General features: G+C 72.6%; 11 protein-coding genes and 1 pseudogene. 10 read left to right on the top strand and 2 right to left on the bottom strand.

Annotation, left to right across the window (positions count from 1 at the left end; all coding sequences use genetic code 11):
- Nucleotides 1–400: 400 nt before the first annotated feature.
- Nucleotides 401–1,744, bottom strand: a complete 1,344-nt coding sequence (murA, locus tag EEJ42_RS40800; protein WP_123107188.1) for a UDP-N-acetylglucosamine 1-carboxyvinyltransferase — start codon at nt 1,742–1,744, stop codon at nt 401–403.
- Between the two features lie 240 nt (nt 1,745–1,984).
- On the opposite strand from murA, the gene EEJ42_RS40795 reads away from it, so the two are divergent.
- On the top strand, nt 1,985–2,575 hold the full coding sequence (locus EEJ42_RS40795) for a YqgE/AlgH family protein (RefSeq protein WP_123107187.1): 591 nt from the start codon (nt 1,985–1,987) through the stop codon (nt 2,573–2,575).
- A 10-nt stretch (nt 2,576–2,585) separates the two neighbouring features.
- On the opposite strand, the gene EEJ42_RS40790 is transcribed toward EEJ42_RS40795, so the two are convergent.
- Nucleotides 2,586–3,482 carry a LysR family transcriptional regulator gene (locus tag EEJ42_RS40790; protein WP_123107186.1) on the bottom strand — a complete coding sequence of 299 codons (897 nt, stop codon included), beginning with the start codon at nt 3,480–3,482 and terminating at the stop codon, nt 2,586–2,588.
- A 99-nt stretch (nt 3,483–3,581) separates the two neighbouring features.
- Here EEJ42_RS40790 and EEJ42_RS40785 point away from each other — a divergent pair, with 99 nt between their 5' ends.
- The 9 genes and pseudogenes from EEJ42_RS40785 to EEJ42_RS40745 form a co-directional block, all read left to right on the top strand.
- The gene (locus EEJ42_RS40785; RefSeq protein ID WP_184503507.1) at nt 3,582–4,763 is read left to right on the top strand and encodes an MFS transporter; all 1,182 of its coding nucleotides are present in this window, start codon (nt 3,582–3,584) and stop codon (nt 4,761–4,763) included.
- A gap of 15 nt (nt 4,764–4,778) precedes the next feature.
- Complete coding sequence (locus EEJ42_RS40780) at nt 4,779–5,075, top strand: DUF3039 domain-containing protein (protein ID WP_079038663.1); 297 nt, start codon at nt 4,779–4,781, stop codon at nt 5,073–5,075.
- Between the two features lie 147 nt (nt 5,076–5,222).
- Nucleotides 5,223–5,660, top strand: coding sequence for a recombinase family protein (locus EEJ42_RS40775; RefSeq protein ID WP_123107185.1), 438 nt, complete (start codon nt 5,223–5,225; stop codon nt 5,658–5,660).
- Between the two features lie 205 nt (nt 5,661–5,865).
- Nucleotides 5,866–7,194, top strand: a complete 1,329-nt coding sequence (locus tag EEJ42_RS40770) for an extracellular solute-binding protein (RefSeq protein WP_123107184.1) — start codon at nt 5,866–5,868, stop codon at nt 7,192–7,194.
- On the top strand, nt 7,191–8,177 hold the full coding sequence (locus EEJ42_RS40765; protein ID WP_425473040.1) for a carbohydrate ABC transporter permease: 987 nt from the start codon (nt 7,191–7,193) through the stop codon (nt 8,175–8,177). The genes EEJ42_RS40770 and EEJ42_RS40765 overlap by 4 nt, the downstream gene beginning before the upstream one ends.
- Nucleotides 8,178–8,209: 32 nt before the next feature.
- Nucleotides 8,210–9,097 (top strand): carbohydrate ABC transporter permease, encoded by an 888-nt coding sequence (locus EEJ42_RS40760; protein WP_184503508.1) that lies wholly within the window; start codon nt 8,210–8,212, stop codon nt 9,095–9,097.
- 5 nt (nt 9,098–9,102) lie between these two features.
- Nucleotides 9,103–10,782, top strand: a complete 1,680-nt coding sequence (locus EEJ42_RS40755; RefSeq protein WP_123107183.1) for a beta-N-acetylhexosaminidase — start codon at nt 9,103–9,105, stop codon at nt 10,780–10,782.
- 275 nt (nt 10,783–11,057) lie between these two features.
- The gene (locus EEJ42_RS40750) at nt 11,058–11,957 is read left to right on the top strand and encodes an FAD binding domain-containing protein (protein WP_123107182.1); all 900 of its coding nucleotides are present in this window, start codon (nt 11,058–11,060) and stop codon (nt 11,955–11,957) included.
- Nucleotides 11,954–12,991: pseudogene (locus EEJ42_RS40745) on the top strand (hypothetical protein); the annotation flags it as partial. The gene EEJ42_RS40750 and the pseudogene EEJ42_RS40745, both read left to right, overlap by 4 nt.

Genomic DNA, 12,991 nt, shown 5'->3' with positions numbered 1-12,991 from the left:
GGGGGAGAGCCCCGCCGCACCCGCCCCGCGCCTGCGCCCGCCGGAGGGGCCACGGGGGTTCGGCCGCGCGGCGTTGCGGCTCGGGGCCCGCGGGCCCGTCTCCGCTGCTCGCAGCCTTGTCGTGGCGGACTGCGGAGCCATCGCGTGACTCGGCCGCGTAGCCCGTTTCCTCGCCCGCCGACCGCGGGGTTTGGCCGCGCGCGGCGGCAGGCCGGGGGTGTGGGCTCCCCGCCCGTATCCCGCCTGTTCACGGCCGGGAGGCCGGGCCCGGGGGCTGTGCCCCCGGTTCGGGGAGGGGCGGGGTGGGGAAGAAGCCCCGCCGTGGCCGCCCGGGGACCTGAGGGGCTCCTCCCCGGCCGCGCCGTCCGGGGGCGGTCGCCCCCGGGGCGGGGAGGGGGCGTCAGACCGCTTCGCCGCCGTTGGGGAGTTCTACCTTGGCGCCCAGCTCCACCAGCTTGTGCATGAAGTTCTCGTAGCCCCGGTTGATCAGGTCGATGCCGTGGACCCGGGACGTGCCCTGGGCGGCGAGGGCCGCGATCAGGTACGAGAAGCCGCCGCGCAGGTCGGGGATGACCAGGTCGGAGCCCTGGAGCCGGGTGGGGCCCGAGACGACCGCGGAGTGCAGGAAGTTCCGCTGGCCGAAGCGGCACGCCGAGCCGCCGAGGCACTCGCGGTAGAGCTGGATGTGCGCGCCCATCTGGTTCAGCGCGGAGGTGAAGCCCAGCCGCGACTCGTACACCGTCTCGTGGACGATGGACAGCCCCGAGGCCTGGGTCAGGGCCACGACCAGCGGCTGCTGCCAGTCGGTCTGGAAGCCGGGGTGGACGTCGGTCTCCAGGGCGATCGCGTTGAGCTTGCCGCCCGGGTGCCAGAACCGTATGCCCTCGTCGCCGATGTCGAAGGCGCCACCGACCTTGCGGAAGGTGTTGAGGAAGGTCATCATCTCGCGCTGGCGGGCGCCGCGCACGTAGACGCTGCCCTCGGTCGCCAGGGCGGCGCTCGCCCAGGAGGCGGCCTCCAGGCGGTCCGGGAGGGCGCGGTGGTTGTAGCCGCCGAGTTTGTCGACCCCGGTGATCCGGATCGTGCGGTCGGTGTCCATGGAGATGATGGCGCCCATCTTCTGGAGCACGCAGATGAGGTCTTCGATCTCCGGTTCGACCGCGGCGTTGGAGAGTTCCGTCACACCCTCGGCGAGCACGGCCGTGAGCAGCACCTGCTCGGTGGAGCCCACCGATGGGTACGGCAGCCGGATCTTCGTACCGCGCAGCCGGTGCGGAGCCTCCAGGTACTGGCCGTCGGCGCGCTTCTCGATCGTCGCGCCGAACTGGCGCAGCACGTCGAAGTGGAAGTCGATCGGCCGGCCGCCGATGTCGCAGCCGCCGAGGCCCGGGATGAAGGCGTGGCCGAGGCGGTGCAGCAGCGGACCGCAGAAGAGGATCGGGATGCGCGAGGAGCCGGCGTGCGCGTCGATGTCGGCGACGTTGGCGCTCTCCACGTGCGTGGGGTCCATCACCAGCTCACCGGACTCGTCACCGGGGCGCACCGTGACACCGTGCAACTGGAGCAGCCCGCGCACGACCCGCACATCGCGGATGTCGGGGACGTTGCGCAGTCGGCTCGGCGCGCTGCCGAGCAGGGCGGCGACCATGGCCTTCGGCACGAGGTTCTTCGCGCCGCGGACATTGATCTCGCCCTCGAGCGGGGTGCCGCCATGGACGAGCAGGACATCGTTCGAGCGGGTCATCTGGTCTCGCGTTCCTGGGACGGTCGATGGGCCAAAAGGCAAGACTAATGGGCTCCGAGTCCCCCTCCGTAAGGCTGTTGCACCCTCGAAATGGATCGGAATGTGTCGCACCACACTCCGTTCCGCTTCGGGAACCGACCGTCACGTGCGCCGCTCCTGCTGTCGTACGCCCCGACCTGCTCTCATACGGGTCTCGCCTTCCACTCCCCGTCCGGACCGGATATGCGGGATCATGTGGCCATGACCGAGGTGTCCTCCCTCACAGGACGGCTGCTTGTCGCGACACCGGCGCTTGCTGACCCGAACTTCGACCGCGCGGTGGTGCTGCTCCTCGACCACGACGAGGAGGGCTCACTCGGCGTGGTCCTGAACCGGCCGACCCCGGTGGGCGTCGGGGACATCCTGGAGTCCTGGGCCGAGCTGGCCGGTGAGCCGGGGGTGGTCTTCCAGGGCGGCCCGGTGTCGCTGGACTCGGCGCTGGGCGTGGCCGTGGTGCCGGGGGAGGCGGGCCGGTCCCCGGCGCGCGGCGAGGACGTCGGGCCACTCGGCTGGCGCAGGGTGCACGGGGCGATCGGCCTGGTGGACCTGGAGGCGCCGCCGGAGCTGCTGGCGGCCGCGGTGGGGTCGTTGCGGATCTTCGCGGGGTACGCGGGCTGGGGCCCGGGGCAGCTGGAGGACGAGCTGTCGGACGGCGCGTGGTACGTGGTGGAGTCGGAGCCGGGGGACGTGTCGTCGCCGTCCCCGGAGCGGCTGTGGCGGTCGGTGCTGCGCCGCCAGCGCAGTGAGCTGGCGATGGTCGCGACGTATCCGGACGACCCCTCGCTCAACTAGCCGCTCGGCGTCAAGCCGCGGCCAGCGCGAAGAAGCGTTCCGCCAGGGGGTGCGGGCTGCGGGCCGGGATGGCCAGCCGCACGGTGACCGGCGGTGCGTTCTTGAGCCGCAGGAACCGGATCCCGGGGTGGCTGTGGCGCTGTGCCGCGGCCTCGGACACCACGCCGATGCCGTGGCCTGCCGCGACGGCCTCCAGCCACTCGTCGAAGTTGTCCGCGGTGCACGCCAGTTGCGGCCGGTGGTGCTCGGGCCACAGCTCGGGGCGGGTGGTGCCGCTGACGGTGTTCACCACCAGCGGGTACCGGGCCAGTTCGGCCCAGTCCAGGACGCGCCTGCGAGCGACCGCGTCCAACGCCGCGCCCGACGCCGTACGCGCCACCGCGGCCACCCGCGCCTCGCGCAGCAGCACCCGGGCGCGTACGTCGTCGCCGAGCGGCGCCTCGCCCCGTACGACCGCGACGTCGCACGCCCCGGCCTCAAGACCGGCCAGCGGCGCGTCGCGGCGCACCAGCCGTACCCCGGCGCCGGTGGCGGCCTCGAAGGCGCCGGTGAGGGCGGCGCAGCGGTCGGGCAGCAGCGACGTGAAGCCGAGCCGCAGCAGGGCCCGGCCGCCCACCGCGCGCAGCGCGTCGTCCATCCGGGCGAGCAGCGGGCCGAGGTCCGCGTACAGGGCCCGGCCGTCCTCGGTGAGGGCGACGCGGCGGGTGGTGCGCTCCAGCAGCCGCGCCCCCACGGTCTCCTCCAGCGCCCGGACGGTGCGGGTCAGCGCGGGCTGGCCGATGCCGAGCCGGTCGGCGGCGTGGGTGAAGTTGCGCTCCTCGGCGACCGCGAGGAAGGCGCGCAGCTGACGCAGCCGGATGGCGTCGATGTCCCGTTCACTGTGCCGCTCGCTGTGCCGTTCACTCATGCCGATCGAGCATAGATCGGTCCCCGGCGGCATTTCCCCGGTGAACCGGAGAGTGCCTACGTTTCCGGCGTCATTGTGGTTGAGCAGGGGAGTTGAGCTGTGCGTAAGGTCTGGCTGCTGGCCCTGGGGTCGTTCACCCTGGGCCTCGACGCCTATGTGATGGCCGGGCTGCTGCCCGTCGTCGCGGACGACATCGGGACGACGGTGTCCCTGGCCGGGCAGATGGTGACCGTCTTCACGCTCGCCTACGCGATCTCCGCGCCCCTGGTCGCGGGGCTGCTGCACGGCGCCCGGCCGCGCCTGGTGCTCCTGGTGGCGCTCGCCGTCTTCACAGCGGGCAACGCGCTGACCGCCCTCGCGCCGTCGCTGGGGGCGCTGCTGGGCGCGCGGGTGGTCGCGGGCGCCGGGGCCGGGGTGTACTCGGCGATGTCCACCGCCGCCGCGTCCGCGCTGGTCTCCGGCGAACGGCGCGGCCGGGCCCTGGCGGTGGTGATGGGCGGCATGAGTTCCGGCACCGTGCTCGGGGTGCCACTGGGCGTCCTGCTGGCCGAGCACACCGGCTGGCGGGCCACGATGTGGCTGGTCACCGGGCTGGGCGCGGTGTCGCTGACCGGGCTCGCGGCGCTGCTGCCGACCGTCCCGGCGGCGCCGGCGGTGTCGGTACGGGCGCGGCTGGCGGCCGTCACCGACCGGGCCGTGGCCCCCGTCGTCCAGGTGTCGTTCCTCGCGGCGGTCGCGAGCCTGGGCCTGTACACCTATCTGGCCCCGGTGCTGGCGTCGGCGGGCGGAGAGCGCGAGGTGGCGCCGTATCTGTGGGCCTGGGGCCTGGGCGGGGTCGCGGGCAGTCTCCTCATCGGGAGGCTGGTCGATCGCGTGGCCGGGGCGGGCCGGGTGGCGGCGCTGGTCGGCGTGATCATGGCCGTGATCACGGGTGCCGAGGCGGTGCTGCCCGTCCTCGCCCCCGTACCGCTGCTCGCCTGGGCGGCGCTGGTGCTCTGGGGCGCCGCGGGCTGGGCGCTCCAGGTGCCGCAGCAGCACCGGCTGCTGGCGCTGAAGGAGGAGCGCGGCACCGTCGCCCTGGCCCTCAACAACTCGGCGCTGTACCTGGGCAGCGCGGTCGGCTCGGCGCTGGGCGGCGCCGCGCTCTCGGCGGGGCTGTCCGGGGGCGTGCTGCCCTGGGCGGCGGCCGGGATCGCTGCCGTCGGTCTGGCCAGGCATCTGGCGGCGGTCCGGGGCCGGTCGGCCCGCGGGGCGCGCACCCGCTGCACGTCGCGGGCATGAGTACCCTAGGGCTGTATGAGCACTCTTGAGCCCGAGCGCGGGGCAGGCACGGGGACCCTCGTTGAGCCGACACCTCAGGTGTCGCACGGTGACGGCGACCACGAGCGCTATGCCCACTATGTACAGAAGGAAAAGATCATGGAGAGCGCGCTCTCCGGATCTCCCGTCGTCGCACTGTGCGGCAAGGTCTGGGTTCCGGGCCGCGACCCGAAGAAGTACCCGGTGTGCCCCATGTGCAAGGAGATCTTCGAGGGCATGGGCGCCGGCGGTGACAAGGGCAAGGACGGCAAGGGCGGCGACGGCAAGAAGTAGCCTTCCCACCCGGCCGCGCCGGAGCTTCGCGTAGACGGCACGTCCGACCCGTGGCCCGAGATTGGGGCCGCGGGTCGGACGTGCCGTGCTGTCCGGCCCCGTCCGGCCCCGTGTCGCGCGGCGGGTGATCCCAGTAGGGTCGGCCCCATGAGCGGGCGTACGGAGAACGGGGCACGGGACGCGGCGGGGAACGACGGGGCGCCGCGGGCGGCGTATCTGGTGTTCGGCGCGCGCGAGGTCGACGAGCCGGACGCGGAAGGCGCCGGACTCTACTGCCAGTTCGAGAAGGACTGGGACGCCCAGCTGGAACAGTGCGGGCGGCTGGCCGAGGAGCGCGGCTACCGGCCCGCGGGCAGCTGTGTGATGTCGGCCGCCCAACCGGGGCTGCCGCGGCTGCTGGAGTGGGCGGACGACCCCGGCTGCGAGATCGTCCTCGCGCCGAGTGCCCGCATTCTGGGGCGGATCGAGAAGACCTGGCCGGACTGGGGTCAGGTGGTGGAGCGGCTGGCGGCGGCGGGAGCGCGGGTGGAGGCCGTGCCGTATGCCGAGCCCGCCTACCCGGGCGAGAAGCTGACGCACTCGTAACGACGGCTTCCCCGGGCCCCGGTGCTCACCCCGGGCCCCGGTGTCTGCCCGGATCCCTGGCGCTTGTCCCGGCCCGGGTTTCCTCGGTCAAAGATTGGTCGAGACCTCTTGTCCGGGCCCGAAACGTTCCCTAGCCTGCCGCATATTGTGCTGTGCGAAACACGCGTTGCATGGTATGCAACGCCCTCCCTAAGGGTGCGTTTCCATGAAGCTCTCCAGACCCCTCCCTCTCTCCCGTCGCCTCGCCGTCCCCGCCGCGGCGCTCGTGCTCGCCGGGTTCACCGCCACCGCCTGCGCCCCCTCCACCTCCGACAACAGCGCCACGGAGGACGACAAGAGCGGCAGATTGCGCGTCTGGCTCTTCCAGGAGGTCGACAACAAGCCGAAGCAACGGGTCGTCGATGACGTCGTGTCCGCCTTCGAGAAGAAGCACGACGGCGCGAAGGTCGATGTCACCTACATCCCGATCGACACCCGCGCGCAGAAGATCAAGGCGGCCTTCAACGACCCCAAGAGCGCCCCCGACATCATCGAGTACGGGAACACCGACACGGCCGGATACGTGGAGGACGGCGGACTCGCCGACATCAGCAAGGAGTTCGGCGCCTGGGACGAGTCGGCGAACACCGACTCCACCGCCAAGAACTCGGTGACCGTGGGCGGCAAGGTGTACGGGGTGCCGCTGTTCGTCGGCGTACGGGCGCTGTACTACCGCACCGACGTCTTCAAGGACCTCGGCCTCGAGCCGCCCACCACCCAGAAGGAACTCATCGCAACCGCGAAGGAGATCCACGAGCGGAAGCCCGACCTCTACGGCATCTCGGTCGGCGGCGCCTACACCTACGGCGCGATGCCCTTCATCTGGGCCAACGGCGGCGAGCTGGCCACCGAGAAGGGCCCGTTCGGCTCCAACGAGTACGAGTCGGCCATCGACGGCGCCGACGCCAAGAAGGGCATCAAGAGCTACACCTCGCTCATCACCGACGACAACTGCCCGCCGGCCAAGTGCGCCCAGTGGGGCGGCAACGACAGCGTCGCCGCCTTCGCCGCGGGCAAGTCGGGCATGACGATCGGCGGCGACTTCAACCACGCGGCGATCGAGGCGGGGTCGGTCAAGGGCAAGTACGCGGTCGTGCCGCTGCCCGGCGTCAAGGAGGGCAGCATCGCCCCGGCGTTCGCAGGCGGGAACAACCTGGGCGTGCTCAAGAGCAGCACCCACCGCTCGCTCTCCGTCGACCTGCTGGAGCAGCTGGCCGGGAAGAAGACCCAGGCCAAGCTCTACGACGCCATGGGCTTCCTGCCCACCTTCACCGATGTGCGCGGGGACATCGCGCGGAAGGACCCGTTCGTCAAGCCCTTCGTGAAGACGCTGGACACCAGCTCCACGTTCGTGCCCGCCTCGCCCGGCTGGTCGGCCATCGACTCCCAGATGGTGCTGCCGACGATGTTCCAGCAGATCATCAGCGGCCGTAAGAGCGTCGACGACGCGGCCGCCGAGGCGGCGAAGAAGATGGACGAGGCATTCGGCACGTGACCTCGGGGACCATCACCCAGCAGGCCGGGCCGGAACCGGCCCGGAAGCGCCCGCCCCGGTCCACCGCGCGCGGGGCCCGGCGGCGGGCCGGGCGGGGGAGCGGTACGCCCTGGCTCTACCTCGCCCCGGCCCTCGTCGTCCTCGGCGGGCTGCTGATCTATCCCATCTATCAGCTCGGGCTCATCTCGTTCCTGGAGTACACCCAGGCCCAGGTGAGCGGGGGCAAGCCGACCAGCTTCCAGGGATTCGCCAACTACGCGGAGCTGTTCCGCGACGCCGAGTTCTGGAGCGTCACCCTCACCACCGTCGTCTTCGCCGCGGTGTGCGTCGTCTCCACCCTCGCGGTGGGCTGCGCGCTCGCGGTGCTGCTCACCCGGGTCCGGGCGGTCCCGCGGCTGGCGCTGATGCTGGCCGCGCTGGGCGCCTGGGCCACCCCGGCGGTGACGGGCTCCACGGTCTGGCTGTTCCTGTTCGACCCCGACTACGGGCCCGTCGACCGGGTCCTGGCGTGGGTCGGGCTCTCCGGCTTCCAGGACTACTCCTGGACGTACGGGCGCTACAGCGCCTTCGCCCTGGTGCTGTTCGAGATCGTGTGGTGTTCGTTCCCGTTCGTCATGGTCACCGTGTACGCGGGCATCAAGGCCATCCCGGCGGAGGTGCTGGAGGCCGCCGCCCTCGACGGCGCCTCCGCCTGGCGGATCTGGCGCCGGATCATGGCCCCGATGCTGCGGCCGATCCTCGTCGTGGTGACGATCCAGTCCATCATCTGGGACTTCAAGGTCTTCACCCAGATCTACGTCATGACGGGCGGCGGCGGCACCGCGGGCCAGAACATGGTGCTCAACGTCTACGCCTACCAGGAGGCGTTCGCGTCCTCGGAGTACGGGCTCGGCTCGGCGATCGGCGTGGTGATGCTGCTGATCCTGCTCGCCGTCACCCTGGTCTATCTGCGGCTGCTGCGACGGCAGGGAGAAGAACTGTGACCCACGCCGGCACTGTGACCCACTCCAGCACTGTGACCCACTCCAGCGCCGTCGCGCCGCGCCGCGCGCCGCGCGTCATCCGCCGCCCCTGGCGGCTCGCGGCCGAGGTCACCGCCCTGGCCGTCGCCGCCGTCGTCGCCTTCCCGCTCTACTGGATGGTGCTCTCGGCCTTCAAACCGGCCGGGGAGATCCGGTCAACCCACCCCCGGCCGTGGACCTCCGCGCCCTCCCTGGACTCCTTCCGCCGCGTCTTCGAACAGCACGACTTCGGCCGCTACTTCCTCAACAGCCTGCTGGTCGCCGGGGCGGTGGTGATCGCCTCGGGCGTGATCGCCTTCCTCGCCGCGACCGCCGTCACCCGGTTCCGCTTCAAGTTCCGCACCACGCTGCTGGTGATGTTCCTGGTCGCCCAGATGGTGCCGATCGAGGCGCTGACCATCCCGATGTTCTTCCTGATGCGGGATCTGGGCGACGCCGTGCCCGGGGTCGGGCTCAACACCCTGGGCTCGCTGATCCTGCCGCACATCGCCTTCTCGCTGCCGTTCGCCATCTGGATGCTGCGCGGCTTCGTGAAGGCCGTACCCGAGTCCCTGGAGGAGGCGGCCTATCTGGACGGCGCCAGCCGCTCCCGCTTCCTGTGGCAGATCCTGTTCCCGCTGGTCCTCCCCGGGCTCGTGGCCACCAGCGTCTTCTCCTTCATCTCCGCCTGGAACGACTTCCTGTTCGCCAAGTCGTTCATCATCAGCGCGACCGAGAACTCCACCCTCCCGATGGCGCTCCTGGTCTTCTTCAAGGACGAGGGCAACGACTGGGGCGGCATCATGGCGGCGTCCACGATCATGACCATCCCCGTGCTGATCTTCTTCGTACTCGTACAGCGCCGCCTGGTCTCCGGCCTCGGCGGAGCGGTAAAGGACTGACGCCCATGAACGGGCCCATGAACCGGCAGCCCGCCACCGGCCTCCTGCCCGCCCCGCTGCGGGCCGCCCCCACCCCCGGTGGCGGCGAGGGCTGTGTCCTGGACGAGCACAGCCAGATCGACGCCCGGCCCGGCACCGAGCGCGTGGCCCGCTGGCTGCGCGCCACCGTGGGGGCGGCGACCGGTCTGCCGCTGGCACCGCTCACCGACGCCTCGAACCGCATCGTCCTGGAACTCGACCCGGGCGTCGGGGAGCGGCTCGGCCCCGAGGGGTACCGCATCGTCATCGACCGCCTGGCGGTGGTCATCCAGGGCGGCGGCGAGGCGGGCCTGTTCTGGGGCGCCCAGACGCTGCGCCAGCTGCTCGGCCCGGACGCCTTCCGGCGCGCGCCGATCGACCCGGAGCGGCGCGCCTGGTCCCTGCCCGCGCTCGACGTCGAGGACGCGCCCCGCTTCGCCTGGCGCGGGCTGATGCTGGACGTGGCCCGCCACTTCCTGCCCAAGGACGGCGTGTTCGCCTACATCGACCTGCTCGCCGCCCACAAGCTCAATGTGCTCCATCTCCATCTGACCGACGACCAGGGCTGGCGACTGGAGATCCGCCGCTACCCGGAACTGACCGCCACCGGCGCCTGGCGGACGCGCACCAAGCTCGGCCACCGCGCCTCCCCGCTGTGGGACGAACGCCCGCACGGCGGCTACTACACCCAGGACGACATCCGCGAGATCGTCGCCTACGCGGCCGAACGGCACATCACCGTCGTCCCCGAGATCGACATCCCCGGGCACAGCCAGGCCGCCATCGCCGCCTACCCGGAGTTGGGCAACACGGACGTCATCGACACCGCCTCCCTCGGAGTCTGGACCACCTGGGGCATCAACCCGAACGTACTCTCCCCCACCGACACCACGCTCCGCTTCTTCGAGAACGTGCTGGAAGAAGTGCTGGACCTCTTCCCCGGCACCTTCGTCCACCTCGGCGGCGACGAATGCCCCAAGGACCAGTGGAAGGCGTCCCCGGCCGCCCAGGAACGCATCCGCGAGCTGGGGTTGGCGGGCGAGGACGAGCTCCAGAGCTGGTTCCTCCGCCACTTCGGCCACTGGCTCTCCGCCCGCGGCCGGCGGCTGATCGGCTGGGACGAGATCCTGGAGGGCGGCGCACCGGACGCCCCGCTGCCCGACGGCGCCGCCGTCTCCTCCTGGCGCGGCTACGCGGGCGGCATCACCGCCGCCCGGGCCGGTCACGACGTCGTCATGTGCCCCGAACAGCAGGTCTACTTCGACCACCGGCAGGCCCCGGGCGCGGACGAGCCGGTCCCCATCGGCTACGTCCGCACCCTGGAGGACGTCTATCGCTTCGAGCCGGTTCCGCCGCAGCTCACCGCGGCCGAGGCCGACCGTGTGCTGGGCGCGCAGGCCAACGTCTGGACCGAGGTCATGGAGGACCGGCGGCGGGTCGACTACCAGACCTTCCCCCGTCTCGCCGCCTTCGCCGAAGCCGTATGGTCCGCCCTTCCGCCGCCGCCCGAGCGGGACTTCGCGGAGTTCGAGGGGCGCATGGAAGCACACTACGCCCGTCTGGATGCGCTGGGCGTGAGCTACCGCCCGCCCTCCGGTCCGCGCCCCTGGCAGCGCCGCCCCGGTCTGCTCGGACGTCCGATCGAGGGATCGCCCCCGATCGTGTGAGCCCACGGCAAGGTGCTCGCCCCCGCGCCCCGCCCCTGGGACGGTGGACGTCCGGCGCTGGAGCAAGTTCGTACAAGGGTCCCTGAAACGTGGCAATCCACACCCGACGGAGACGTCACCCGAAACCCGTACCATCCCCCAGGTCAGGGACGGAACCGCGCTTCCTGGACCCTCGCGACGGCAGGCGTGCGAGATGTGCCAGAGTTGCCACGTCCGGGCTGTGAGCACGTACCGTACGGCGCAACAGCCGGGACACCGGGGAAGGGGCAGCTGGGTTGACCACGCACGCACCGCAGGCGGCGCACACGGTGACGTTGCCGGGCTCGCTCGATGAGGCCGTGGCGGCGCTGGCCGCCATGCCCGCCGCCGTGCCCGTCGCCGGCGGTACCGATCTGATGGCCGCGGTCAACTCCGGCCTGCTGCGGCCCGCCGCGCTCGTCGGGCTCGGCCGGATCAGCGAAATCCGCGGCTGGCGCTACCTGGACGGACACGCCCTGCTCGGCGCCGGACTCACCCACGCCCGGATGGGCCGCCCCGACTTCGCGGCGCTCATCCCGGCCCTGGCCGCGGCCGCGCGCGCCGCGGGACCCCCGCAGATCCGCAACGCCGGAACGCTCGGCGGCAACATCGTCAGCAACGCCCCCACCGGCGACGCGCTGCCCGTGCTCGCCGCCCTGGAGGCCACCCTCGTCATCGCCGGGCCCGAGGGCGCGCGCCGCGAGATCCCGGTCAGCCATCTGCTCGCCGGAGTCGAGATGCTGAGGCCCGGTGAACTCGTCGGATTCGTCCGGGTTCCGCTGCTGCACGCCCCGCAGGCCTTCCTCAAGGCCACCGGGCGCACCGGACCGGGCCGGGCCGCCGCGTCCGTCGCCATCGTCCTCGACCCGGCGCGCCGCGGGGTGCGCTGCGCGGTGGGGGCGGTCGCGCCGATGCCGCTGCGCCCGCTGGAGGCCGAGCGCTGGGTCGCCTCGCTCATCGACTGGGACGGCGACCGCGGCCATCTCGATCCGCAGGTCACCACGGCTTTCGGGGAGTACGTGGCCGCCGCCTGCATCCCCGACCCGCCGCCGCCGGAGGACGGCTCAGAGCCGGTCCCCCTGCCGCCCGCGGCGATCCATCTGAGGCGTACGGTGGCAGCCCTGGCCCGCCGAGCATTGGGGAGGGCACTCGCGTGAGTGACGAACAGCAGCCGCACCGGCCGGACCCGGGGAGCGGGTGGCAGCCGATGCCGCACGGCCCGGAGTACGACGCGGAGTCGACGGCTTTCGTCCAGCTTCCGCCCGACTTCCAGTTCCCGGAGCCGGGCGACCCGGCGGCCACCGGCTGGGACCCGCTCGCCGCGCCCGGCACCGGCTACACCCCGCCGCCGATGCCCGGCGCGCCGTCGCAGGGCGGCCAGTGGCAGCCCGCGGAGCACGGCGGTCCGTACGGTACGTCCGGGCACGACCACGCCGGTCACGCCGGGGCGTCCGGTCAGTCCGGTCACGCCGGGGCGTCCGGTCAGTCCGGTCACTCCGGGACCGGGCACTGGACCATGCCCCACACGGACACCGGCGGCTCCGGCTACACCTACGGCGGCCACCAGGACCCGCACGGCGCCCCCCAGTGGCCGGCGCCCGCCGAGGACCCCTCGGGCCACGGCGGACATGTGCCGCACACCGGTCACTGGCCGGTGCGCACCGAGGAGCCGGTCGACGACTGGCCGCTGCCCGAGGGGCAGTCCCATGGCAACGGCGTCCCGGTGCAGACCAGCCAGTGGACGATCCCGGTCGCGGGCGACGACGGCGTGGACGAGACCGGTGAGTACCGGGTCGACGACCACCCCGGCCCGGCGGCCCCGCCGTACGGTGCCCAGCCGGGCCACGGCGCCCCGGCCGGTCCCGGTCCGGTCGCCCCGGGTGACCCCGGCGACATCGGCGATCCGCAGGAGACCGCGCAGCTGCGGCTGCCGTTCGGCCGCAACGCGCGGCAGCAGCAGGCCGCCCCGTACCCGCCGCAGCAGCAGCCGCAGCAGCCGCACGCCGACCAGGTCCCTGCCGACCAGGCGGGACACAGCGGCCAGTGGTCGGTCCCGACGGCCGACGAGGGCGTGGACGACTCCGGGGAGTACGCGGTCGAGGGCCACCCCGGCCCGGCCGCCCGGCAGGGCGCTCCGGCGCGCCGCCCGCTGCGCATCCCCGACGACGACGCGCCGCGCGAGCACTCCGCC

The sequence above is a fragment of the Streptomyces botrytidirepellens genome, assembly GCF_003721215.1.
GTDB classification, from domain to species: Bacteria; Actinomycetota; Actinomycetes; order Streptomycetales; family Streptomycetaceae; genus Streptomyces; species Streptomyces himastatinicus.
This window is presented reverse-complemented; position numbering and strand designations above follow the sequence as displayed.

Coding starts and splice junctions, on each gene's coding strand:
- EEJ42_RS40780 (WP_079038663.1), top strand. CDS start 4,779: ATGAGCACTCTTGAGCCCGAGCGCGGGGCAGGCACGGGGACCCTCGTT.
- EEJ42_RS40770 (WP_123107184.1), top strand. CDS start 5,866: ATGAAGCTCTCCAGACCCCTCCCTCTCTCCCGTCGCCTCGCCGTCCCC.
- murA (WP_123107188.1), bottom strand. CDS start 1,744: ATGACCCGCTCGAACGATGTCCTGCTCGTCCATGGCGGCACCCCGCTC.
- EEJ42_RS40790 (WP_123107186.1), bottom strand. CDS start 3,482: ATGAGTGAACGGCACAGCGAGCGGCACAGTGAACGGGACATCGACGCC.
- EEJ42_RS40795 (WP_123107187.1), top strand. CDS start 1,985: ATGACCGAGGTGTCCTCCCTCACAGGACGGCTGCTTGTCGCGACACCG.
- EEJ42_RS40775 (WP_123107185.1), top strand. CDS start 5,223: ATGAGCGGGCGTACGGAGAACGGGGCACGGGACGCGGCGGGGAACGAC.
- EEJ42_RS40755 (WP_123107183.1), top strand. CDS start 9,103: ATGAACGGGCCCATGAACCGGCAGCCCGCCACCGGCCTCCTGCCCGCC.